Origin of the sequence: Chitinophaga tropicalis, assembly GCF_009758205.1 — a bacterium.
Classification (GTDB): domain Bacteria; phylum Bacteroidota; class Bacteroidia; order Chitinophagales; family Chitinophagaceae; genus Chitinophaga; species Chitinophaga tropicalis.
Genome location: NZ_WRXN01000011.1, coordinates 1 through 24,801, shown reverse-complemented (window position 1 = coordinate 24,801; position 24,801 = coordinate 1). Strand labels below are relative to the sequence as shown.

Below are 24,801 nucleotides of genomic sequence, written 5' to 3'. Positions count from 1 at the left end.
AACTGAGAAAAGCTATGAACAAAGATCAAAAAAATGAAGTGATTGAGCTGCTGAAAAGTAAGTTCACTCAATATAATAACTTCTACATCACCAACACCGAGTCTCTGACCGTTGCACAGGTGAACAACCTGAGAAGGGTTTGTTTCGATAAGAACGTGGAAATGAAGGTGGCTAAGAACACCCTGATCCGCAAGGCACTGGAATCTCTGGACAGCGAGAAATATGCAGGTGTATTTGACGCCCTGAACGGTGTTACTGCCCTGATGTTCTCTGACAGTCCTAAAGAGCCGGCTGTGATCATTTCTTCTTTCCGTAAGGACAACAAGAAAACAGAAAAACCAGAACTGAAAGCTGCTTTCATCGGTGATGAAATCTACACCGGCGACGCTCAGCTGGCTAACCTGGTGAAGATCAAAACCAAGAACGAGCTCATCGGAGATGTTATCGGTCTGTTGCAGTCTCCTGCAAAACGCGTTATCGCTGCTTTGCTGGAAAAAGGCAAGAAAGAAGGCGCAGAAGCTCCTGCAGCCGAGTAATTACACTGGCTTCCAAGTCACAATATAAATTATTACAATCTTTAAAATCATCTAAAACATTATACAATGGCAGACGTTAAAGCATTAGCCGAACAATTAGTAGGTTTAACTGTTAAGGAAGTACAAGAACTGGCCGATTTCCTGAAAAGCGAATACGGTATTGAACCAGCTGCTGCTGCAGTTGTTGTAGCTGCTGGCGACGGTGGTGGCGCTGCTGCTGCTGAAGAAAAGACAGCCTTCAACGTTATCCTGAAAAATGCAGGTGCCAGCAAACTGAACGTGGTTAAGATCGTTAAAGATCTGACTGGTCTTGGTCTGAAAGAAGCCAAAGAACTGGTTGACGGTGCTCCGAAACCACTGAAAGAAGGCGTTAGCAAAGCAGAAGCTGAAGATCTGAAGGCTAAGCTGACTGAAGCTGGTGCTGAAGTTGAAATTCAGTAATTCTTTGCTTAAGGATACCTCTTTATAAAGGTCAAAAGTGCTTCCGGCACTTTTGGCCTTCTTCCCTTTGGGAAAGTGTCTTTTCGGAGAGTCAAAAAGGGGGAATCACCAGGTCGGTGGATTTTGACAAAACAGAGAAGACAGAAATTTTTGAGGGTATTTGGCAAAGATGTCTTAATTTCCCCGATTTATGTTGTGATTTACTTCACAATATTATATAAGTTAATATAACTGCTAACTTCGAATATGTCTCTAAAAAAAGCCCAAACAAACGAAAGAGTAAATTTTGGAAAGATCAAACAAGTTACTGAGACACCGGATCTGTTGGCTATCCAAATACAATCTTTCAAGGATTTCTTCCAGTTAGAAACCACACCAGACAAACGTAACAATGAAGGCCTTTTTAAAGTATTCAAGGAGAACTTCCCGATAACTGATACACGCAATATCTTTAATCTGGAGTTTCTGGACTACTTTGTAGACCCTCCGCGATATACCATAGAGGAATGTATTGAACGTGGGCTTACCTATTCTGTACCGCTGAAGGCTAAATTACGCCTGAGCTGTAATGATGAGGAGCACGTAGACTTCCAGACCATTGTGCAGGACGTATTCCTTGGGAATATACCCTACATGACGCCCAGAGGTACTTTCGTGATCAACGGCGCTGAACGCGTGGTAGTTTCACAGCTGCACCGTTCTCCTGGTGTATTCTTCGGACAATCCATACATCCCAACGGAACCAAGATCTACTCTGCAAGGGTGATCCCGTTCAAGGGCGCATGGATGGAGTTTGCAACCGACATTAACAACGTGATGTATGCGTACATCGACCGTAAGAAGAAATTCCCGGTTACTACCCTGTTACGTGCTATCGGGTACGAGACAGATAAAGACATCCTGCAGCTGTTTGGAATGGCTGACGAAGTAAAAGCGGATAAGAAGAGCCTGGAGAAATATGCCGGTAAAAAACTGGGTGCACGCGTACTCAGGAGCTGGGTGGAGGATTTCGTGGATGAGGATACCGGCGAGGTAGTGAGCATTGAGCGTAATGAGATCATGCTGGAACGTGACAGCATCCTCGATGAGGCTAACATAGAGACCATCGTGGATATGGGCGTGAAGAGCGTGTTTGTGCAGAAAGAAGAGGTGAGCGGCGACTTCTCTATCATCTACAATACCTTAAATAAAGATACATCCAACTCCGAGCTGGAAGCCGTTCAGCACATCTACCGCCAGTTGCGTGGTGCCGATGCGCCGGATGATGAAACAGCAAGGGGTATCATCGATAAATTGTTCTTCTCTGACAAGCGTTATGACCTCGGAGATGTAGGCCGTTACAAGATCAACAGGAAACTGGGTCTGCCTACTCCGCTGGACATGAAAGTTCTTACCAAAGAAGACATTATTGCAATCATTAAATACCTGGTACAACTGACCAACAGTAAGGCAGAGATCGATGATATCGATCACCTGAGCAACCGTAGGGTACGTACCGTAGGTGAACAGCTGTATGCTCAGTTCGGCGTAGGTCTGGCCCGTATGGCCCGTACCATCCGCGAAAGAATGAACGTACGTGATAACGAGGTGTTCACCCCGGTAGACCTGATCAACGCCAGGACCCTGTCTTCTGTGATCAACTCCTTCTTCGGTACCAGCCAGCTGAGCCAGTTCCTGGACCAGACAAACCCGCTGTCAGAGATCACGCACAAGCGTCGTATCTCCGCTCTCGGACCCGGTGGCCTGAGCCGTGAAAGAGCAGGTTTCGAGGTGCGTGACGTACACTACAGCCACTATGGCCGTCTGTGTACCATCGAAACTCCGGAAGGTCCGAACATCGGTCTGATCTCTACCCTTTGCGTACACGCAAAAGTGAACGACATGGGCTTTATCGAAACTCCTTACCGTAAGGTGAATGATGGTAAAGTAGATATGGAGAAAGTGCAGTTCCTGAGCGCTGAAGAAGAAGATTCTGTAAAAATAGCCCAGGCAAACGCTCCTCTTGACGAAGTCGGTAACTTCCTGAATGATAAGGTGAAATCCCGTGAAACCGGTGACTTCCCTATTCTTGACAGAAGTGAAGTAGAATATATGGACGTTGCTCCTAACCAGATCGTTGGTTTGAGCGCTTCCCTGATCCCGTTCCTGGAACATGATGACGCCAACCGTGCGTTGATGGGATCAAACATGCAACGTCAGGCTGTTCCGCTGATCAACCCCCAGGTGCCTATTGTAGGTACTGGTCTGGAAGGTAAAGCAGCGCGCGACTCCCGTCTGCAGATCACTGCTGAAGGCCGTGGTGTAGTTGAATTCGTAGATGCCAATGAGATCCATGTTCGTTACGAGCGTGACGAAATGCAGAAGCTGGTATCTTTTGAAGATGACCTGAAAGTATATCAGCTCACCAAATTCGTTAAAACCAACCAGAGCACCTGTATCAACCTGCGTCCTGCCGTTAAGAAAGGACAGCAGCTGGAATTCGGTGACTTCCTGACCGAAGGTTATGCAACCCGCGGCGGAGAACTGGCCCTGGGACGTAACATGAAAGTGGCGTTCATGCCATGGAAAGGTTACAACTTCGAGGATGCGATCGTAATCTCTGAACGTGTAGGCCGTGAAGACCTCTTCACTTCCATACACATTGACGAATATGAACTGGAAGTTCGTGATACCAAACTGGGTGAAGAAGAGCTCACCCCGGATATTCCGAACGTAAGTGAAGAAGCTACCAAAGATCTGGACCAGAACGGTATCATCCGTGTTGGTGCTCACATCAAGGAAGGTGATATCCTGATCGGTAAGATCACTCCTCGTGGTGAGTCTGATCCTTCTCCGGAAGAAAAACTGCTCCGCGCTATCTTCGGTGATAAAGCTTCTGATGCGAAAGACGCTTCCCTGAAGGCGCCTCCAAGCACTGAAGGTGTGGTGATCGACAAAAAACTGTTCAGCCGCGCCAAGAAAGATAAGAACTCCAAGACCCGTGAAAAAGCGGCGCTGGAGAAACTGGAAAAAGTACACCAGAAGAACGAAGAAGACCTGCTGGAAGTGCTGATGAGTAAGTTGCTGACACTGCTGAAAGAAAAAACTTCTGCAGGTATCACCAACACTTACGGTGAAGTATTGATCTCCAAAGGTTCCAAGTTCTCTTCCAAGAACCTGGCGAACATCGACTTCCAGAACGTGAATCCGCTGGGCTGGACAACAGACGAGCAGACTAACGATCAGATCAATACCCTGCTGCACAACTACAACATCAAGTACAATGAGGAACTGGGACGTTACAAACGTGAGAAGTTCAACATTTCAATTGGTGATGAGCTGCCTGCAGGCGTACTGAAACTGGCGAAAGTTTACCTGGCGAGCAAACGTAAACTGAAAGTAGGTGATAAAATGGCGGGTCGTCACGGTAACAAGGGTATTGTTGCGAAGATCGTTCGTGATGAAGACATGCCATTCCTGGAAGACGGTACACCGGTAGATATCGTACTGAATCCACTGGGCGTACCTTCCCGTATGAACCTTGGTCAGATCTACGAAACAGTACTGGGTTGGGCAGGTCTGAAGTTAGGGGTGAGATTTGCTACTCCTATCTTTGATGGTGCTACTACAGAAGAAATAGCTAATTATATTGACGAAGCAGGTCTGCCAAGCTTCGGCCATACTTACCTGTATGATGGCGAAACCGGAGAGCGTTTCCACCAGAAAGCTACCGTGGGTGTTATCTACATGCTTAAGCTGAGCCACATGGTTGATGATAAGATGCACGCCCGTTCTATCGGACCGTACAGTCTCATTACTCAGCAGCCATTGGGTGGTAAAGCCCAGTTCGGTGGTCAGCGTTTCGGTGAGATGGAGGTGTGGGCACTGGAAGCATACGGTGCATCCAACATCCTGCAGGAGCTGTTAACCATTAAGTCAGATGACATTGTGGGCCGTGCCAAAGCTTATGAATCTATCGTTAAAGGCGATAACATACCGAAGGCAGGCGTACCGGAGTCCTTCAATGTATTGATACATGAACTCCGTGGTCTGGGTCTGGATTTGAAATTCGATTAAAATTAGTCCATAGTCGATGGTCCATTCCCCATAGCAGAACGCTGTGGGGTATGGGCCATAGACAGTTAAGAGGGGAGTCCTCCGGACTTGCATCACATGTGAATTTTCTTTAAACAACATACAATGGCCATCAAGAAAGAAAATCGTCCTAAATCAAACTTTAGCAGCATTACCATCAGTCTGGCTTCTCCGGATTCAATCCTGGAGCGCTCTTACGGGGAAGTGCTGAAGCCGGAAACTATCAACTACCGTACTTATAAACCGGAGCGTGATGGTTTATTCTGTGAAAGGATATTCGGCCCCGTAAAGGACTATGAGTGCTATTGCGGAAAATATAAGCGTATCCGTTACAAGGGTATCGTGTGCGACCGTTGCGGTGTGGAAGTAACAGAGAAAAAGGTACGCCGTGAAAGAATGGGTCATATCCGTCTGGTAGTACCTGTTGTACATATCTGGTATTTCAAATCATTGCCTAATAAGATCGGTTACCTGCTGGGAATGAGCTCCAAGAAACTGGAGACCATCGTTTACTATGAAAGGTACGTGATCATACAGGCAGGCGCCAAACAGGAGAAAGGCCTGAACTATGGCGATCTGTTAACTGAAGAAGAATATCTCGACATACTGGACACCCTTCCGAAAGACAACCAGCTGTTGCCTGACGAAGATCCGAACAAGTTCATTGCTAAAATGGGTGCGGAAGCGGTAGAAATGATGCTGGCCAGGATAGACCTGGATAGCCTTTCTTACCAGCTGCGTAACCAGGCTGCAACTGAAACCAGCCAGCAACGTAAAGCGGAAGCGCTGAAACGCCTGAGCGTAGTGGAAGCTTTCCGTGAAGCAAATGGCCGTGTTGAGAACCGTCCTGAATGGATGGTAATGCAATATATCCCGGTTGTACCACCTGAACTGCGTCCGTTAGTGCCGCTGGATGGTGGCCGTTTCGCGTCTTCTGACCTGAACGACCTGTACCGCAGGGTAATTATCCGTAACAACCGTCTGAAACGCCTGATCGAGATCAAGGCGCCGGAAGTGATTCTGCGTAACGAAAAACGTATGCTGCAGGAAGCGGTAGACTCACTGTTTGACAACTCCCGTAAATCAAATGCGGTGAAAGCTGAAGGTGGTCGTGCCCTGAAATCACTGTCAGACGTACTGAAAGGTAAACAAGGCCGTTTCCGTCAGAACCTCCTTGGTAAACGTGTTGACTACTCTGGTCGTTCCGTTATCGTGGTTGGTCCTGAACTGAAACTGCATGAGTGTGGTTTGCCAAAAGATATGGCGGCTGAGTTATTCAAACCGTTTATCATCCGCAAACTGATAGAAAGAGGTATCGTTAAAACTGTAAAATCAGCAAAAAAACTGGTAGACAGGAAGGAAGCGGTAGTATGGGACATCCTGGAAAACGTACTGAAAGGACACCCTGTAATGCTTAACCGTGCTCCGACCCTGCACCGTCTGTCTATTCAGGCGTTCCAGCCTAAGCTGGTGGAAGGTAAAGCGATCCAGCTTCACCCGCTGGTGTGTTCTGCGTTCAACGCCGACTTTGACGGTGACCAGATGGCCGTGCACGTACCGCTGAGCAATGCCGCGATACTGGAAGCACAGCTGCTGATGCTGTCTTCACACAACATCCTCAACCCTCAGAACGGTACTCCTATCACCCTGCCTTCACAGGACATGGTATTGGGTCTGTACTACATCACCAAAGGCCGTAAATCAACTGAAACTGAAAAAGTTGCAGGTGAAGGCAAGGCATTCTATTCTGCCGAAGAGGTGATCATCGCTTATAACGAGGAGAGAGTAAACCTGCATGCGAACATCCGCGTAAGAGCAACTGTTCGTAATGAGAAAGATGAGTTGGTAACCAAACTGATCGAAACAACCGTAGGCCGTGTGATCTTTAACCAGTTCGTTCCTAAAGAAGCTGGTTATGTGAACGCCCTGCTGACCAAGAAATCCCTGCGTGAGATCATCGGTGACATTATCAAGTATACTGACATCCCGAAAACTGCGAAGTTCCTGGATGATATCAAACAGCTTGGTTTCCGTACGGCCTTCCGTGGTGGATTGTCCTTCAACATCAATGACCTGATCATCCCTGAAGTAAAACAGCATATGATCGACGGCGCTGCCGGTGAAGTTGATGAAGTATGGGATAACTATAACATGGGGCTGATCACGAATAACGAACGTTATAACCAGATCATCGATATATGGTCTCGTGTGGATACCAAAGTAACTGAAACGCTGATCCGTGAGCTGGCAAATGATAAACAGGGCTTCAACTCTGTGTACATGATGCTTGACTCCGGTGCGCGTGGTTCCAAACAGCAGATCAAACAGCTGGCTGGTTTAAGGGGTCTGATGGCTAAACCGCGTAAGAGTGGATCTACCGGTTCAGAGATCATTGAGAACCCGATCCTGTCCAACTTTAAAGATGGTCTGAACGTATTGGAATACTTCATCTCTACACACGGTGCCCGTAAGGGTCTTGCGGATACGGCACTGAAAACGGCGGATGCGGGTTACCTGACCCGTCGTCTGGTGGACGTAGCACAGGATGTGGTAATTAACGAGGAAGATTGCGGAACCCTGCGCGGTATTGCAACTTCTGCACTGAAAGATAACGAGGAAGTGGTAGAACCACTGTACGACCGTATACTTGGCCGTACTTCCCTGCATGACGTATTTGATCCTCATACAGAGGAACTGATCGTGGAAGCAGGTTCCCTCATCACAGAAGATATTGCTCATCGTATTGAGAACAGCGCTATCGATACCGTAGAGATCCGTTCTGTACTGACCTGCGAAAGCCGCAGAGGTGTGTGTGTGAAATGTTACGGTAAGAACCTGGCAACCGGTTATGTGACACAGCGTGGTGATGCAGTAGGTATCATTGCTGCACAGTCTATCGGTGAGCCTGGTACACAGCTGACACTGCGTACGTTCCACGTAGGTGGTGTGGCTGGTTCTACTTCAGTGGATACCGGCCTGCAGGCTAAATTTGATGGTACTATCCAGTTCGATGGTCTGAGAACCACTACATACGAGAACAACGAAGGTGAGAAAGTACAGGTGGTAATTGGCCGTACAGGTGAGCTTCGTATCATGGATATCAAGAACGACCGTCTGCTGATCACCAACAACATACCTTACGGTTCTACATTGCTGGTGAAAGACGGACAGAAAGTGGCAAAAGGTGACATGATCTGTACGTGGGACCCTTACAACGCCGTTATCGTTTCTGAGATTGCCGGTAATATCCGCTTTGACAGCATCATAGAAGGTATCACCTTCCGTGAAGAGGCTGACGAGCAGACCGGTCACCGTGAGAAAGTGGTTATCGAAACCAAAGACAAGAACAAGATCCCTTCCATCTTCGTGGATGGTAATAAAGAGGTGAAATCTTACAACTTACCAGTAGGTTCACATATCGTGATAGAAGAAGGTGAAAGTGTGAGAGCTGGTCAGGTAATTGTGAAGATACCACGTGTGTTAGGTAAACTGCGCGATATCACGGGTGGTCTGCCACGTGTAACCGAGCTGTTTGAAGCACGTAACCCAAGCAACCCTGCCATCGTATCTGAAATTGATGGTGTGGTAACCTTCGGTAACATCAAACGTGGTAACCGTGAGATCATCATCGAAAGCCGTGAAAGTCATATCAAGAAGTACCTGGTTCCGCTGACACGTCATATCCTGGTACAGGACGGTGACTTCGTGAAAGCTGGTACTGCATTGTCTGATGGTTCTATCACTCCTGCAGATATCCTCTCTATTAAAGGTCCGTTTGCCGTACAGGAATACCTGGTGAACGAGATCCAGGAAGTATACCGCTTACAGGGTGTGAAGATCAACGATAAGCACATTGAGGTGATTGTACGCCAGATGATGCGTAAGGTGAACATCGAAGATCCTGGAGATACCCGCTTCCTGGAAGGCGATACTGTGGATAAATTCGAGTTCTTCGAAGAGAACGATCATATTTTTGACAAGAAGGTTGTTACAGAAGCCGGTGAATCCGGTATCCTGAAAGCCGGCCAGATCGTTACACTGCGACAGGTAAGGGAAGAAAACTCTCTCCTGCGCCGTTCTGACAGAAAACTGGTTGAATACCGTGACGCAAGACCGGCTACATCAAGCCCGCTGCTGCAAGGTATTACCAAGGCTTCACTGGGTACTCACAGCTGGATCTCTGCTGCATCCTTCCAGGAAACAACCAAAGTACTGTCTTCTGCAGCCATCAACGGTAAAACAGATGACATGCTTGGTCTGAAAGAGAATGTGATCACCGGTCACCTGATACCTGCAGGTACAGGTCTGCGTGAGTTCGAGAACATGATCGTTGGTTCCAAAGAAGAATACGACATCCTGGCCTCTTCCAAAGAAGTGTTCCAGTTTGACGAAGAAGAATAGTTCTGAACATATTCATGTATAAAAAAATGTCCCGGCCTTGTGCCGGGACATTTTTTTTACGTGTAACTTTCCGGCAATTTTAAACTACCGGAACCCAGTATGAAGCAAAGGATCATTTTAGCATTGGCAGTAATAATAACAGGGGTGATATCCTGCAGTAAGGATAGTGACAGTTCCATTCCTGAAACCGCCTCTTATATCAATTTCTTCTCGGCCGTACCCGGAGTATCGTATGATGTGGAAGTAGATACAAGCAGTATAGGTACTGGTATTGGCTATGGTGAAGCTACCGGTTATCATTCATTCGAGGCAAAACGGTATACGCTTTATATCTATGCTGCAGGCGATCATACTACGCTGATAGGGGGAGGGCAGGTCAGCCTCCGTAATGACCATTATTATTCTGTATATCTTTCAAAGAACCATAATAATGTTTTGCAATTATTGCTGGTGGAGGACAAACTTCAGAAGGCCACAGCAGGCTATGGCAGGATCAAAGTAGTAGACCTGAGTGACAGCTATTATTCAAGTGGTACCCAGCAGCTTTTGATGGATTATTACATAGACAGCACCAGGCGTTTTCAGAACATGAATTACCTGGCGGCTACTCCATTTGTTGAGGTACCTGCGGGCACTCGTGAGCAGAATATACGTTGGGCCGGTTCTTCCATTAAGATCGTTTCAGACAGCAATTTCCTTTATAACAACAGTGCTCAGCTGACCGTAGAAGATCAGAAAAGCTACAGTATTATTGCCTATGGAAATGCCTTTGTAGCAGACAGCTTTAAGCTGGCAACATTCATACATGAGAAATAAAATGTGAAAGTGTTGTTAAGATAGCCGGGAGCTAAGTATAATCGTGTAAAAACCTTATTTTAGCCGTTCAATTTTAAAAATGTATTTATTAAGGATATTAAAAAGTCCACCTACCAACATGCGCACCAGTAAATCAATTGTGAAAATCGGATTATTTGCGGCATTGATAGCCGGAACATTTATTGCTTGTCAGCAATCAGGCAAACAGGGGAATACGAATGCACCGGCTGCCAGTGCAGGTGGTGGTACTGCTGAAAATAAAGGGTTTATCATTGCTTACGTGGATATCGATACTGTAGAAGCTCACTACCAATATTTTAAAGAAAAGAAAGCGGAACTGGAAAAGAAACAGCAGGCTATTGATAATGAGCTACAGGCAAATGTACGTGCGTTACAGAATGAAGCTGCTGATTTTCAACGTAAGGCTAACGGTATGACCCAGGCAGAAGGAGAAGCTGCACAGCGTACGCTATATAACAAACAGCAGCAGCTGGAGGGTAAAGCCCAGAATATGCGTTCTCAGTATGCTGAGCAGGAGAATAAGTTCAATGAAGAGCTGCAGAAAAGGCTGAATGATTTCCTGGAGAAGTATAACAGCGACAAACGTTATGCTTACATCCTTTCTTACCGTACAGGCGCCAGCAATGTTTTATACAAAGACGCTAAGTATGATATTACTACTGAAGTAATTAAGGGTCTTAACGAGGCTAATGCGGCCAGCGGCGAGAAAAAATAATAGTTGCTATAGCAAAAACATTAAAAAATAATATATCTTGGAATCCCGTCTCATGGTAATGAGGCGGGATTTTTCGTAATTATAACTCACATATGGAAAACCAAAATTCATCTTTTCGTCCCAGCCTTAGTTTGTTGGACGCCACAATGATCGTAGCGGGTTCTATGATCGGTTCCGGTGTTTTTATCGTTTCTGCGGAAATTACACGGTATGTTGGCTCTGCCGGCTGGCTTACGCTGATGTGGGTGTTAGGAGGAATTGTGACTATAATAGCGGCGGTAAGTTATGGAGAGCTGTCAGGGATGTTCCCTAAAGCCGGAGGGCAATATGTATACCTGCGGGAAGCATATAATCCGCTTGTGGCTTTCCTGTTTGGATGGACGCAGTTCAGTGTGATACAGACAGGTACTATTGCGGCGGTAGCGGTTGCATTTGCCAAATTTTCTGCTTACCTGATCCCTGCGTTCAGTGAAGGGAATATACTGGTTGAACTGGTGGGTTTAAAAATATCGGCAGCGCAGATAGTGGCCATTATTTCTATTGTGTTGTTAACCTGGATCAACACCCGTGGTATCAAGAATGGCAAGGTTATTCAGACCGTTTTCACTCTCACAAAATTGTTATCATTATTTGGTCTTATCATATTCGGATTCCTGCTGGGCGCTAAAGCCGAGGTATGGAACGCCAACTGGGCCAATGCCTGGGAAGCAGTGAGCCTCACTAAAGATGCAGGCGGGCAGATTACTACTACTGTGCTTTCAGGAATGGCTTTGTTTGGTGCTATTGCTATTTCGATGAAAGGCTCATTGTTCAGTAGTGATGCGTGGAACAACATTACTTTCATTGCGGCAGAAATTAAGAATCCGCAAAGGAATATTGGTCGCGCTTTATTTCTCGGTACCCTACTTGTAACCATTGTTTATGTAAGTGCTAATCTCATGTATATAGCTGTATTGCCCCTGCATGAAGTTGCTTTTGCCGGTAACGACAGGGTAGCGGTAGATGCAGCAATACAGATCTTTGGTACCGGTGGTTCTATGATCATTGCGGTGATGATCATGGTCTCTACTTTTGGCTGTAATAATGGTCTGATACTCTCAGGCGCCCGTGTGTATTATACAATGGCACAGGACGGTCTGTTCTTCAAAAAAGCGGGAGAGCTGAATACGTTCGGAGTACCGGAAAGAGGGCTTTGGATACAGTGTTTGTGGGCATCCCTGTTATGTCTTTCCGGTCGTTACGGAGACCTGTTAACCATGGTGATCTTCGGTGTGCTGATCTTTTATGTAATTACAATTGCGGGCATCTTTGTACTGCGTGTGAAGCGTCCTGAGCTTCCGCGTCCGTATAAAGCATTTGGTTATCCGGTGCTACCATCGTTGTATATCATTGTGGCAGCTGCGCTGGCTTTGTTGCTGCTGGTGTTTGAGCGCAGCTATGCTTTATCCGGTCTTGTGATCATTATAATTGGTTTCCCGCTGTACTATATAGCAATGAAGGCACAGAAAAGCAGCTGATCTATTGATCAGCTGTTCATAAAGCTATATTGGACAAAAGAAGGCCTTCCTTACACAAAAGTTGTATGCAAAATGGTTGAAAAAATATGCTACTGCTGTGGAACTTTCAGTGAATTGATGTAATTTGCATGAAGACTTCGGATTCGAGGAATGGTTTGTGAGTAACCCTTGACGAAACGACACGTATGAATAGAAAACCCTTTGTCAACATAACATTGTTTTTAGCTGAAACAATGAATTTAATAAGGGAGGGGAGCCTATCATATAATCACTACAAAGTGGGGCTCGTAGAATAAGCAGAAGTATAAGGTGGAATATGCGTTCAAACATTCATTGCTTTGATGTGTGTATGAATGATATTCGTAAGCATTGTTTGAAGAAATGTACATGTACTGAAGAGCAAGGATTAACGTTAAAAGACTATATGCCGACAAACAACAACAACATTCAAATAAAATAATCACTATAAAGATATTTTTAGGCAAGGCATTTTCTCATTGGGTGGGGCTGAAGATGTATTCATCTTTAAGCCCAGGAATGACCATTAAAAGCCTACACGATTTGCATTCTCGAACATTCACATGACAATCTTAACAACAAGCGTAAGGTATCTACCCTACGCTTTTTTTTTGCTCCTACGTTAAGGAATTGTAAACTCCGTTTTTTCATTGGTACATCCTTTCTTCACAATCGTACTCTCTTTGTTACAGGTCAAAAAATAAAACAGTCAATTGACCACCGAGAATTATAACAATGAAAATAAGCTCTCAATTACTGGAAAAATATTTTAAAGGTCTTTGTACAGATGAAGAAGCCGAATTGGTAGCAGCCTGGCTTGAAGACGAAGGGGCATCTGAAACGGATGCATGGTTTGAAGAGAAGAAGAGAGAAGCAGAGGAAGAGCAGGTAACCGGAAAAGGAAAGGTACGGACCATTCATCCCGGTTATGGCGTTGCAGCTGCCGTACTGGTATTAATGAGCTTATTGGGCTGGCTCTGGCAGCAGGCAGGCCAGCGCAGCGGTGTAAAGATGGCAAACCTTTCAGATACGATCCGTAACAACAGTAATACAATACGCCTGGTACATATGGCCGATGGCTCGAAGATATGGTTGAATGCTTATTCTACTATTATCTATAAAAAGAATTTCAGTGTAAGTAACCGTGATCTGTGGTTGAATGGAGAGGCTTATTTTGAAGTGGGAAAAAATGCGGACTTCCCCTTCCGTGTACATACAGCCGCTCTTATCACAACAGCATTAGGTACATCTTTCAATATAGCAACAGGCAACAAAGCAGATGGCTCAATACAGGTAAGTCTCCTGGAAGGAAAAGTGGCAGTGACAGATACGCTCAGCGGAGGATCTTTCCATTATGTGCTTGAACCCGGACAGATGCTGGAATATAAAGAAGGATTGCAGCCTGCGAAGCCATACGCCTTCAATAAGACTTCCACACTGGACTGGAAGAATTATAAAGTAATATTTGACAGGACCCTGCTTACAGATGCTTTTGCTTTACTGGAGAGCCGCTATAATTGCAGGATCTCTATCGGGGATACAACACTCAGAAACAGGATGATCTCAGGTTCTTTCAGCGCAGCCCAACCGGTAAGCAGCATATTGGATGCGCTGGGATATGTACATAGCTTCAGCTACACGTTTGATGAACGGAATAACCACTATACGATAAAAAGAAAATAGGAGACCTATATAGTTTTACCACAAAGGCATTCTTAAATAAAATCGGACAAAACAAAATGCAAAAATCTACACACAGATTTTGTGGTGGGGGAGTCATGCCCATTGCAATCATTCTGCAACTATTTATTCTTATATGTGGACAATCATCCGTACTGGCAGCACAGTTATATACTGATCTGCAGGAAACAGTACAGGTAAAAACGGGGACAACATCAGTATCGGAAATTGTTAAGTTACTTCAAAGTCAGACCAATTATACATTCGTATATGATCCGGAATACCTGCAGAAATGCCAGGTAAAGGCAATGGCAACGCAGAGCAATAAATTGTCTGCAGTATTACAATGGTTGGATGAGCGCGCGCCGCTGGACATCATCTATAGTGATAACAAGATCATCATAAAAAAAGGTGTGCAGGAAAAACCTTCACAGGTTGTGACGGGGCATATAACCGGTAAAGTGGTAAGCAACAAAAACGAGCTGCTCCCGGGTGTTACTATAAAGGTTACAGGTGGTAAAGGCACCATCACACAGGTAGACGGAACATATGACCTGGAGCTGGAGCCAGGAAAATATACACTGGAATTCAGCTTCATCTCTTACACTACAAGAAGGATAACAGATGTGGTAGTAACGGAGAAAAAGAATACGCCGCTGAATATAGTATTATCACCATCCAGTGCTGCATTGAAGGAAGTGGTAGTAACTGCTAACTATCAGAAAGCATCTGTAGAAGGGCTGTATGCTATGCAGAAAAACAATGCTGCGGTATCTGATGGTATCAGCGCAGAGCAGATCCGCGCTACTCCTGATAACAATGCTGCACAGGTATTAAAGCGTATCAGCGGGTTAACTGTACAGGAAGATAAATTCGTTACTGTACGTGGTCTGAGTGAACGCTACAACAACGTAATGCTGAATGGCTCTAACCTTCCCAGCACAGAGCCTAACAGGAGGAATTTTTCTTTCGATGTTGTGCCAAGCGGACTGATTGAGAACGTAGTAGTGAACAAGACCGCTACGCCGGATATGCCGGCGGAATTTGCCGGAGGACTGGTACAGGTAAATACCAGGGATATTCCTGCAGAGAAATTCGCTACTGTTACAGTAGGAGGCGGCTGGAATACCAATAGTACAGGGAAATCACTGTATTCTTTAAGGAGAGGCGATAAAGAGCAATGGGGCTTTGACGACGGTACCCGTACATGGTGGGAAAAAGACTGGAACCGGGATGAGTACAGGAAAGCTGCGATGGCAGGAGATAATGTGAAGACCAGCCAGATGAACGCAAAAATTCCTAACAACTGGAGCTTACACAAATACAGTTATACACCTGTACAAAACTTCCAGTTTGCAGTAGGAAGGAAATTTAAGGTGAATGATGCTTCAGCAATTGGAGTAACGCTGGCAGCTACTTATCGTCATGAAGAGAACATCGTAGACAATACACGTTATCAGCCTTCTTTCTATTATTATGACGATGCAAAGACCTATAACTATAATACCGCTATAGGGGCTGTGGCCAATATCGGCTTCCAGACCAAAGGGCATAAGATAGTGTTCAAGAACCTGTATAACAGGAGATTCAGTCACGAGTCTGATGTGAATTATGGTAAAGAGTTCAACTTCAGGGTGACTACAAAAGAAGGTGGTGACGATGTGAAGTACTATTCGGACGTTGTACTGATCAATGAGCTATTGCAGAACAGGCTGGAAGGTGAGCACCTGCTGCATAAGCACCTGAAATTTGACTGGTCTGCAGATTATATTACTGTGAACAGGGACCAGCCGGATACCCGTTCATCTATCGGATACCAGGCTTATGGGCCTAAGGGCTATTATGAGTATGTATTGAATGATGCGAATGGATTTATTACCAGGGGTAATGCCATCTTTAACTCTTCCCTCAAGGAAAGAAGAAAGAATGTTGCAGCCAACTTCTCTGTTCCTTTCCAGGTGATGGGAGCTAATCAACTGATCAAAGTTGGATATGCAGGAGCTTTCCGTACGGCGGATTTTAAGTCGACCGCTTTACGTTTGCTGCCTGATCCTAAAGGCAATGCTGACTCTATTGCCAAAGCGTCATTTGGGTTGGCAGATTACCAGTTACAGTCCCTGCTGAAGCCTGGTTACCTGACATATAAGTTTACCAGTGTTGGCGCTGGTGATGAGGGAGAAGACTATACCGGCGATCAGAAACTGCATGCTGCATATTTCATGACTGACCTGAATTTCCTGAAGAGCTTCAGGTTTATAGGTGGTGTGCGTATGGAGAATAATGCGATGGACGTGCATGGTATTTCATATGATAAGGCAACCGGTTTGCCAGTAGATTCTATTATGAAGTACCGCAGAACGGACTGGCTGCCTTCCTTCAATCTGATCTACAATCTTAACCAGTCAATGAATGTACGTCTTGCTTACTCCAAGACATTGGCGAGGGCTGACTTCAGGGAAAGATCTCCTTTTGTTTACTATGAGTTCAGGGATAGAAGTGTATACAGAGGCGCTATGGGATTGAGGGATGCCAGGATCACCAATATGGATATCAGGTATGAATATTATCCGGGGCCGGGTGAAGTGATCTCTGTATCCGGTTTCTACAAGCAGTTTAAAGACCCGGTAGAGCTGATCGGTATTCTTTCCGGAGCCGGAGGTTCGCAGCTGAACATGTTCTATTTCAACCTCGATAAATCTACAAATAAAGGGATTGAAGTAGACTTCAGGAAATCTCTCGGGTTTATCTCGCCGTTATCAGGATGGCTGAAGAACATCTTTATCAGTGGTAATGGTTCCTGGATGAAGGCAGATGTAGAATATAATGCGAATGCGCTGATGCAGGCGGCTTCAGATATAGGCGCTCCGGTTGGTCTGGCGCCGGCGGGCAAGCGTAACCGTCCGTTACAGGGATTATCTCCTTATGTGATCAATGGCGGTATAGGTTATTTCGGTAAGATCATTGGTGCGAATGTGACTTACAACCGTTATGGTAAAAGGATCTTAAATGGAGGTTTTAACCCATGGCAGGACCAGTATGAAAATCCCCGTGATGTGATGGATATCCAGTTAAGCGCTGCGTTACTGAAAAACAAGATGCAGATCAGGTTTAACATCAGTGATCTGTTCCAGCAGGATTATGTGGTTTACCAGAATGTACGCGCAACATCTCCTGCAAGTTCTGGTGGTGGCGCTTTCGATCCGGGGTCTCCTGAAGACCAGGCAAAAAATCCCAATCCTAATAATGATCCGAAAGGTACTTCCTATAATAAAAACCTTGACTTTACTTATCACAAGTGGTTTAAGGGCAGGAACGTGAGTTTTAATATCACATACAATTTCTAATGTTCAAGCATCAACATAAAACCAATTTATTTAAAACCCTAAAGAATTAACCATGAAAAAATTCATGATGGCTGCCGGAGCTTTATCACTGCTTGCTTTTGGCGCTTGTAAGAAAGACACACAGGAATCAGCCCCAAAACCAGTTAACGCTGCTGATGTAGTATTACCTTCTGGTTCTACATTACCTAATGTCATTCCGGCTGGAGATAATTATATACTTCAAAGTGGCGGAACTTATTACCTGAATGGCAAAACTTATGTAGACAGTCTCGGTACTATTACCATCAATTCCGGTGTAACTATCCAGGGTATTAAGAAAGCTACTCCTGCAGAAGCTTCTGCGCTGGTAGTAACCCGTGGTGCTACCATCAATGCACTTGGTGATTCTACTGCTCCTATCATCTTCACTTCTGCTGAGGCTACGCCTGCAGTAGGAGACTGGGGTGGCGTGGTTATTCTGGGTCGTGCTCAGACCAACCAGAACCAGCTGGGAGCTGATCCTGTTATTGAAGGTATTTCCCTGCCAACTTTACCTGCCGGAATCAATGTAGGTTATGGTAGTGCTTCAACTACTTACAACACAGAATCTTCCGGTATCTTCCGTTTTGTTCGTATCCTGTACGCAGGTGCTGCTATCTCTGATGCAAACGAACTGAACAGCCTTACCTTAGGTGGTGTTGGTAGCGGTACTGAACTGCATCACGTAGAGGCTGCTTATGGAGCAGATGATGCTTTCGAATTTTTTGGTGGTACTGTGAACGCCAGCTACCTGGTTTCATTGAACACTAACGATGACATTTTTGATTTCGACTTTGGCTACACCGGCAGACTGCAGTTCCTTCTGGGTGTTCGCAGAGGTTCAGGTACCGGCGCTGCATATGCAGATGCTAATGGTATCGAGTCTGACAACAACGGTTCCGGCAATGGTTCTCTGCTGCCTTTAACCCAGGCGAAGATCTCTAACCTGACCCTGATCTCCGGTTCTTCATCTGCTGCTTTCACTGGTACTCTGAACGGCGCGCGTCTGAGAAGAGCTACCAACTACATCATCAAAAACTCAGTACTGCTGGGTTATAACAATGGTGTTTCTTTTGAAGGTGGTGCTGATGCTTATGTAGCAAATTTCACAGACAACTTCGTACATGGTTTCACAACAGCATTTACCGGTGTAACTGCTCTGCCGTCTGACAATACCACCGCTACCGGTGCTAATCCTCAGACAACTTTCGGTATTTCTAATCCTTACGGTACCGGCGCATTGTTCCAACCTTATCCTACAGCAACCAGCCCTGTAAGAACAGGTGCTGATTTCTCAGGAACATCTGGTTTTATTGGTGTTACCTACAGAGGTGCTTTCCCTCAGGGCAGCAAATCATGGTTGAACACCTGGACCGTAGGTCTGTAATTTTTCCTCAATAAAGATGCTTGGACAGCATAAGCAGGTGATATTTTATCACCTGCTTATTTAATAGGGTTTAAATTTTTAATGATATGAACAGAAAATCTATTTCTTTAAAGACATTTTTTATTATCGCTTTTTTAACATGTACAAGCAGCCTGTTTTATTCCTGCAAAAAGGATGGAGAGCTTGTAAAGGCAACGGAAGTATTTAATATTACTGTAACCAGTTTTTCTTCTAACACATTAGCAGCATTCAGTGTAACTGTTAATGATGATCTGATAACAGATAGTCTTTATAACGGACAAAGTGCAACCAAGATAATTGCCCGGGTTGAAGACAAACAGCATATCCTTGTAAAGGACCGTTTTTCCAAAGCTACGCTTATTGATACCGTACTTTCATTACCAGGTCAGACAGCTTCAATTACCTTGCTGCAACTAGATCCGGAAGGCGCTCCTATACTTGTAGGGGGACAGGGTGAAGAGATACCTGAAGGCAGCAAGGCACTGAGTTTTTTTTATACAAATGATATATTGCCTGATTCTCTGGGCATGCAGATATACGCCTGTTATTATGACCCTAATACATTTGAGTTTACCAAAATGGATACGTTGGCTACATTCAAAAGTATAAAGAGAGGTGAGCTTTCTTCATTCCAGTTAGTAAAAGATACTGCAGATCCTGCTATCGTTTATTTCATTCAGCCACTTGATCCTATTACCGGCAATGTGCTGGAAAACCTGGCGACGCCTTTTGATCCTACCATTGCATCCGGATATTTCCTGAGCTTTGAAGGCGGGCCGCTGGGTACTGAGAAACATTATATTAACAGCATTGAAGCAATGGCAGGAGATGGTGTTTTCGACATAGCTTCTAACAGGCTGATATCCTACTGATCAATCTAATTAATGTTGCAATGAACCCTATTGTTAGAAATAAAGGAAGCCGTACATGGTCAGGCCACTGGTCCTGTATAGGGGTCCTGTTATTTCTGCTGGCAGCCTGTTCCAAGGAGGATGAAGGTGTTACAAACCCCATTACTGCCTTATATGCTATACCTCCGGAAGATACATTGAAAGGTATGATAGGAGAGAATACGTTGCTTACCAATAACCGTACCTGGTACATAGATGGGTGGCTTTGCATCACCAATGAAGCCTCTCTTAATATTGAACCGGGTACGGTCCTGAAAGTATTGAAAGGGAGCCGTAAGGATGTTGAAGGCGGATTGATCATAACACGTGGAGCTACAATGATAGCAAATGGTACAAAGTATGCTCCCGTTATTATAACCGCCAGCGATACCAGCATTATTTACAACAGGGTGAAGATGGGAATCATGTTGCTGGGCAAAGCACCTGTAGCCGGAGCCTTGTCTGTAACGGAAGTGTTTCCGGGGATGAATGGGAGTTTTGCTTACGGTGGTCAGTTGCCGGGAGATAGTTCCGGCGTATTACAAAACCTGCAGATCATTTATCCTTATATAAGGCGGGACGGTCTCAAAGCGGGATTGTTCCTGTATGGCACTGGGAGCAGAACGATTATCAAAGATATAAATGTGAGGCCGGTAGTTACCGGTATTCATATGAGACTGAAATAACCCCAATATTAACAGTAGCGAATAGAATGTTTCAATTAAGATCGATTAACATTGTTTGATTAACCCCTTCTTTTTTCTTTTTACCGTGGAATGATCACCCTGCTTTCCATACTTGCTTTCTTACGGCTGTCATACCAGGGTTTTACAATAACATTGCGTTCGTTGCTGCCAGTCCGTCCATTTCCGGTTATAATACTGATAGCACGGGCAATGAGTGGATCGGCAGTGTCTCCTATAGGTAACAATGGTTGTGTGCCCAGTTCGTCTACGACATGATCAGGAGCAATGCCCTTATCGTACCCTCCTTCTCCGTTTGCATTTGATAACAGGTAAGTAATAGGATACAATGCCCAGGTGATCCTTTTGGGAGTCCGCATATCTGTGATCACCACAGCGCCTTTATCTTTCCCGTAAGTGCGCTCTCCTATGGTGATGACCTGCATATAAGGTTTCAGGTTGTTAACAACTGCTTCTGATGCTGAGGCAGAGAGTGAAGTAGTGAGGATGAAAACGCGGGTGAGCGCGGGCCGTCCGGCGGAGAGAGTGCTGAAAGAAATATATTTTTCGCTCAGAGGTACGGAGAGCAGACTTTTAAAGGAGATGGACGGATTACCTGTTTTATTATTTCCTGTGTACCTGATGAAGGTGCTGTTTTCTGTAATGCCCGGCGCAATAAGGGCTGACAGGGCTGTTGCTGCTGTAAGGCTGCCACCGGGATTATAGCGAAGGTCAAGTATCAGTTCAGTAACATTATTGTTTTTGAATGTTGTGAATGCTGTAAGCAGGGCATCGTCGTAATAATCATCGAAGTAGTTATAAAAGATATAACCGGTTTTTTTATTTCCGATGTTTAGGACCTTGCTGGCATACAAAGGGTTTTCCAGCAGCAACCTGTTTTCAATGGACACTTCTTCTGAATCTGTAACGGAAGAGCCGTTGATAGCAGCTTTGGTGATAGTGCCATTATTGGCGTTCATCAGTTCTTTTTCCAGTTGCGCGGCATTGGAAGTGGTGAGTTGTTTCCCGTTGATCTTTGTGAAATAGTCGCCTCTGCGTAATCCGTTCTGGTAAGCAGCTGAACCGGGGATGACAAATTTGATCAGTCCTATGGGTTGTTGTATATCGTTGATTGAAATAACGGTATAATCTATGCCATAGGCATGCAGCATATCTTTTTGCACTGTACCTGCCTGATCAGAGAGATCTATCAACCGGGAAAAGGTATCTGTAGTTTTTTTCAGGCTGTTGAAGAAATTAATAGCACTGAGCTGAGTATCGGGTTTAATAGGCAGGCCTGTATTCCACAGGTAATAATAACGCATGCTGTCCAGTATCCAGGTATTAAGTTCCTGTTTACTGACGGGGCCAGTGGGTGCGGCTGGCGGGGCATCTTCTTTGCGGCAGGCAAGGAAGAGAAGCGCCATACCGGTAAAGCGGGCTACTTTGCCGGGTGGGAGCAGGATTCTCATATGTCTTTTATTTAGGTTCTATATCATAATGTACCATTACAGCGCGCCTGATGGATTGCAGGGCAAGATTGAGATGGTTTCTTACGGTAGTAGGGGAGAGGGAAAGCTGTGAGGCTATCTCTTTATGACTTTGACCTTTGTCCCGGCTCAGGATATAAATATTGCGGCGTTGTTCCGGTAGTTGTTCTACCAGTTTCTGCATATACTGACGAAATTCTTTTCTAACGAGGGCATCTTCTTCTGTTTCTCCGCTGCTCACCGGCTGGTTGCGGGAGATGTGCGACATCGTTTTTCTTTCACGGTAGAATTTCCTGGTTTCATCGATTACAATGTGTTTGGCATAGACGAACAATAGGGGGAAAACATCTTGTCCCTCCTGCACTTTGTGCATGTTTTCCCAAAGTTTGATGAAGCATTGCTGTGTTATTTCCTCTGCACGCATCCGGTCTTCTGTAAGTTTATATGCAAACCGGTACACCTTTTCCTTATTAGCTTCAAATAATTGACCAAAGAGTATCCTGGACGGGTTATCAGACATATAGTTTGATATGTGGTTGCTATAATGGAAAATAAATGTAAGCAGTTGATGTTACTTGAATGTTAAGTGTCCTTACTATCTCATTTTGGGATCTGGCAGGCTGCAGGCCATAAGGTACTTTTCAAAAATGGAGTATTTATTCATTTTATATACATTTGTCCCATGTTTACAGAACTGTGCAATAAAATATTTGATCAGAGCATCGCCGATTACCACGTACACAACAGTGTAGATCAGCCTATCCTGAATCCTTATGAGAAAACAGCCATAGAGCACCTGCTGTATCTGAAAAACTGGATCGATACCGTACAATGGCACCTGGAAGATATTATCAGGGACCCATTGATAGATCCTGTTAAAGCATTGGAGATCAAGCGTTGGATAGACCGTTCCAACCAGGAACGTACCGATGTTGTGGAATATATTGACAGTTATTTCCTGGAAAAATATAAAGAGGTGGCGCCATTACCGGATGCTACTCTCAATACAGAAAGCCCTGCGTGGGCCATAGACCGTCTTTCCATCCTGGCGTTGAAGATCTATCACATGCGTGAAGAGGCTACCCGCCCGGATGCTACGGAAGAACACCGTGCTGCCTGTCAGCGCAAGCTGGGTATACTGCTTGAGCAGCGGAAAGACCTGGGAAGCGCTATTACGCTGTTACTGGAGGATATTTCCAAAGGACGGAAATACATGAAAGTGTACAAGCAGATGAAGATGTACAATGATCCTTCCTTAAACCCTGTGCTTTACAAGGGACAATAATATGCCTGAACAATTAAGGACGATACTGGCTATCCGTTTCTCTGCCATGGGGGATGTTGCTATGACTATCCCGGTCATGCAGCAGGTCCTGGAGGCTCATCCGGACATCCAGATCGTTTTTGTATCCAATAAGAACTGGGGGGCGTTATGTGCCGGTATTCCCCGGCTGATCTTCTTCCCGGCTGATCTGAAAGGGGAGTATAAGGGCTTTAATGGCCTTTACCGCCTTTACAGGACTATCAGCAAGGCTTACCGTATTGATGCTGTGGCAGATCTGCACCAGGTACTGCGTTCCCAGATAATACGTACTTTTTTCAGGCTCAGCGGCCGGAAAGTGGCTGTGATAGACAAAGGAAGGACTGAGAAAAAGGAACTGGCCAGACCGGATGCCAAGGTGCTGAAACCGCTGAGAAGTACTATTGAAAGGTATGCTGATGTATTCAGGCAGTCAGGCCTTCCGGTAACCATTAATCCTGCTAAGCCTGTATTTGCACGTCGCCCGCTTACGGAGGCTATTATGGAAGTGACAGGGCCTAAAAACGGCGATAAATGGATAGGAATGGCTCCTTTTGCCACTTACAGGGAGAAAACCTACCCCCTGGAGAAGATGGAAGAGGTGTTGGCTGCATTGGTAGCTCAACCGGGGCAGAAGGTACTCCTGATGGGAGGAGGAGCAGGGGAAGTAGCACAGCTCACCTCGCTTGCTATAAAATATCCTGCAGCTATAGTAGTGGCGGGTCGTTTTAAACTGGCGGAGGAAATGGCTATTATCAGCCAGCTGGATGTTATGATCAGTATGGATTCTGCGAATATGCACCTGGCTTCATTATTTGGGGTGCCGGTAGTATCAATATGGGGAGCTACCCATCCTTTTGCCGGTTTTATGGGATTTGGACAGCGGGAGGAGAATATTGTACAGTTGGAGAGCCTTTCATGCCGTCCGTGCTCTATATTCGGGAATAAGCCCTGTTTTCGAGGAGATCATGCCTGTATGGAATGGATCCCGTCGGAAGCAGTGACAGACAAGGTGAAAAAGATATTTTAAAACATTTTTTTGCGGAATAAGAAAAATTACTAATTTCGCCATCCCAAATACGGTGGACTTGTCCCATAGTATAATGGTAGTACAACTGATTTTGGTTCAGTTTGTCTAGGTTCGAATCCTGGTGGGACAACAAAGATTAAGCCTGCTCTTGTAGCAGGCTTTTTATTTCTTACCCGCTCCTAACCAGATGGCTACATCAACTAAGCAAAATATAAAGTCTCCACTTCTCATTTTTATTGGCATAATGGGGTTTATGCTTGTGCTTTTGTTATTCGATTACCAGAGGGCTTACGGATCAAGTTGAAAACTTGGGGGGAAGATCAAAAAGTTGTTTTTTTGCAGCTCATTAAGAAGCAACAACTTGGATCAGAACTATCGACAGTTAATGGAATTTCTTCTCCCAAAGGGACTTTTAGAGT

At 45.2% G+C, this 24,801-nt stretch carries 16 protein-coding genes and 1 tRNA gene; 15 read left to right on the top strand and 2 right to left on the bottom strand.

The window, feature by feature from the left end; translation table 11 throughout:
• Positions 1 to 14: 14 nt before the first annotated feature.
• The 12 genes from rplJ to GO493_RS21665 all read left to right on the top strand — a co-directional run bounded on the left by rplJ (position 15) and on the right by GO493_RS21665 (position 20,565).
• Positions 15 to 536 carry a 50S ribosomal protein L10 gene (gene rplJ / locus GO493_RS21720; RefSeq protein ID WP_157308344.1) on the top strand — a complete coding sequence of 174 codons (522 nt, stop codon included), beginning with the start codon at positions 15 to 17 and terminating at the stop codon, positions 534 to 536.
• A 66-nt stretch (positions 537 to 602) separates the two neighbouring features.
• Positions 603 to 977 carry a 50S ribosomal protein L7/L12 gene (rplL, locus tag GO493_RS21715; protein ID WP_157308343.1) on the top strand — a complete coding sequence of 125 codons (375 nt, stop codon included), beginning with the start codon at positions 603 to 605 and terminating at the stop codon, positions 975 to 977.
• Between the two features lie 246 nt (positions 978 to 1,223).
• Positions 1,224 to 5,033, top strand: coding sequence for a DNA-directed RNA polymerase subunit beta (gene rpoB / locus GO493_RS21710; protein WP_157308342.1), 3,810 nt, complete (start codon positions 1,224 to 1,226; stop codon positions 5,031 to 5,033).
• 123 nt (positions 5,034 to 5,156) lie between these two features.
• Entirely contained in the window at positions 5,157 to 9,452 is a 4,296-nt protein-coding gene (gene rpoC, locus GO493_RS21705; RefSeq protein WP_157308341.1) for a DNA-directed RNA polymerase subunit beta', read from the top strand.
• A 99-nt stretch (positions 9,453 to 9,551) separates the two neighbouring features.
• Positions 9,552 to 10,268 carry a DUF4397 domain-containing protein gene (locus tag GO493_RS21700; protein WP_157308340.1) on the top strand — a complete coding sequence of 239 codons (717 nt, stop codon included), beginning with the start codon at positions 9,552 to 9,554 and terminating at the stop codon, positions 10,266 to 10,268.
• A 118-nt stretch (positions 10,269 to 10,386) separates the two neighbouring features.
• Positions 10,387 to 11,004 carry an OmpH family outer membrane protein gene (locus tag GO493_RS21695; protein WP_198315794.1) on the top strand — a complete coding sequence of 206 codons (618 nt, stop codon included), beginning with the start codon at positions 10,387 to 10,389 and terminating at the stop codon, positions 11,002 to 11,004.
• A 92-nt stretch (positions 11,005 to 11,096) separates the two neighbouring features.
• On the top strand, positions 11,097 to 12,521 hold the full coding sequence (locus tag GO493_RS21690; protein ID WP_157308338.1) for an APC family permease: 1,425 nt from the start codon (positions 11,097 to 11,099) through the stop codon (positions 12,519 to 12,521).
• A 753-nt stretch (positions 12,522 to 13,274) separates the two neighbouring features.
• On the top strand, positions 13,275 to 14,222 hold the full coding sequence (locus GO493_RS21685; protein WP_157308337.1) for a FecR family protein: 948 nt from the start codon (positions 13,275 to 13,277) through the stop codon (positions 14,220 to 14,222).
• Positions 14,223 to 14,278: 56 nt separating this feature from the next.
• Positions 14,279 to 17,563, top strand: a complete 3,285-nt coding sequence (locus GO493_RS21680) for a TonB-dependent receptor (RefSeq protein ID WP_157308336.1) — start codon at positions 14,279 to 14,281, stop codon at positions 17,561 to 17,563.
• A 52-nt stretch (positions 17,564 to 17,615) separates the two neighbouring features.
• Positions 17,616 to 18,968 (top strand): hypothetical protein, encoded by a 1,353-nt coding sequence (locus GO493_RS21675; protein ID WP_157308335.1) that lies wholly within the window; start codon positions 17,616 to 17,618, stop codon positions 18,966 to 18,968.
• A gap of 86 nt (positions 18,969 to 19,054) precedes the next feature.
• Complete coding sequence (locus GO493_RS31480) at positions 19,055 to 19,861, top strand: hypothetical protein (protein ID WP_232538948.1); 807 nt, start codon at positions 19,055 to 19,057, stop codon at positions 19,859 to 19,861.
• Positions 19,862 to 19,881: 20 nt separating this feature from the next.
• Positions 19,882 to 20,565 (top strand): hypothetical protein, encoded by a 684-nt coding sequence (locus GO493_RS21665; RefSeq protein ID WP_157308334.1) that lies wholly within the window; start codon positions 19,882 to 19,884, stop codon positions 20,563 to 20,565.
• An 80-nt stretch (positions 20,566 to 20,645) separates the two neighbouring features.
• Here the strand turns inward: GO493_RS21665 and GO493_RS21660 are convergent, their stop codons facing one another.
• Together GO493_RS21660 and GO493_RS21655 are read right to left on the bottom strand one after the other, a co-directional pair.
• Positions 20,646 to 22,034, bottom strand: coding sequence for a S41 family peptidase (locus GO493_RS21660; RefSeq protein ID WP_157308333.1), 1,389 nt, complete (start codon positions 22,032 to 22,034; stop codon positions 20,646 to 20,648).
• 7 nt (positions 22,035 to 22,041) lie between these two features.
• A complete protein-coding gene (locus tag GO493_RS21655; RefSeq protein WP_157308332.1) occupies positions 22,042 to 22,572 on the bottom strand; it encodes an RNA polymerase sigma-70 factor in 531 nt (176 codons plus the stop codon).
• 162 nt (positions 22,573 to 22,734) lie between these two features.
• Between GO493_RS21655 and GO493_RS21650 the strand changes: the two genes are divergently transcribed.
• The 3 genes from GO493_RS21650 to GO493_RS21640 all read left to right on the top strand — a co-directional run bounded on the left by GO493_RS21650 (position 22,735) and on the right by GO493_RS21640 (position 24,512).
• Positions 22,735 to 23,337, top strand: coding sequence for a DUF4254 domain-containing protein (locus tag GO493_RS21650; RefSeq protein ID WP_157308331.1), 603 nt, complete (start codon positions 22,735 to 22,737; stop codon positions 23,335 to 23,337).
• Between the two features lies 1 nt (position 23,338).
• A complete protein-coding gene (locus tag GO493_RS21645; RefSeq protein ID WP_157308330.1) occupies positions 23,339 to 24,382 on the top strand; it encodes a glycosyltransferase family 9 protein in 1,044 nt (347 codons plus the stop codon).
• Between the two features lie 59 nt (positions 24,383 to 24,441).
• Positions 24,442 to 24,512 (top strand) — tRNA-Gln (locus GO493_RS21640).
• Positions 24,513 to 24,801 lie beyond the last annotated feature (289 nt).

Bases quoted from the DNA above. Each gene is read 5' to 3' on its own strand.
- rplL (WP_157308343.1), top strand. From the start codon at position 603: ATGGCAGACGTTAAAGCATTAGCCGAACAATTAGTAGGTTTAACTGTT.
- GO493_RS21700 (WP_157308340.1), top strand. From the start codon at position 9,552: ATGAAGCAAAGGATCATTTTAGCATTGGCAGTAATAATAACAGGGGTG.
- GO493_RS21695 (WP_198315794.1), top strand. From the start codon at position 10,387: ATGCGCACCAGTAAATCAATTGTGAAAATCGGATTATTTGCGGCATTG.
- GO493_RS21675 (WP_157308335.1), top strand. From the start codon at position 17,616: ATGAAAAAATTCATGATGGCTGCCGGAGCTTTATCACTGCTTGCTTTT.
- GO493_RS21665 (WP_157308334.1), top strand. From the start codon at position 19,882: ATGAACCCTATTGTTAGAAATAAAGGAAGCCGTACATGGTCAGGCCAC.
- GO493_RS21645 (WP_157308330.1), top strand. From the start codon at position 23,339: ATGCCTGAACAATTAAGGACGATACTGGCTATCCGTTTCTCTGCCATG.
- GO493_RS21660 (WP_157308333.1), bottom strand. From the start codon at position 22,034: ATGAGAATCCTGCTCCCACCCGGCAAAGTAGCCCGCTTTACCGGTATG.
- rplJ (WP_157308344.1), top strand. From the start codon at position 15: ATGAACAAAGATCAAAAAAATGAAGTGATTGAGCTGCTGAAAAGTAAG.
- GO493_RS21690 (WP_157308338.1), top strand. From the start codon at position 11,097: ATGGAAAACCAAAATTCATCTTTTCGTCCCAGCCTTAGTTTGTTGGAC.
- rpoB (WP_157308342.1), top strand. From the start codon at position 1,224: ATGTCTCTAAAAAAAGCCCAAACAAACGAAAGAGTAAATTTTGGAAAG.
- GO493_RS21650 (WP_157308331.1), top strand. From the start codon at position 22,735: ATGTTTACAGAACTGTGCAATAAAATATTTGATCAGAGCATCGCCGAT.
- GO493_RS21685 (WP_157308337.1), top strand. From the start codon at position 13,275: ATGAAAATAAGCTCTCAATTACTGGAAAAATATTTTAAAGGTCTTTGT.
- GO493_RS31480 (WP_232538948.1), top strand. From the start codon at position 19,055: ATGAACAGAAAATCTATTTCTTTAAAGACATTTTTTATTATCGCTTTT.
- GO493_RS21680 (WP_157308336.1), top strand. From the start codon at position 14,279: ATGCAAAAATCTACACACAGATTTTGTGGTGGGGGAGTCATGCCCATT.
- rpoC (WP_157308341.1), top strand. From the start codon at position 5,157: ATGGCCATCAAGAAAGAAAATCGTCCTAAATCAAACTTTAGCAGCATT.
- GO493_RS21655 (WP_157308332.1), bottom strand. From the start codon at position 22,572: ATGTCTGATAACCCGTCCAGGATACTCTTTGGTCAATTATTTGAAGCT.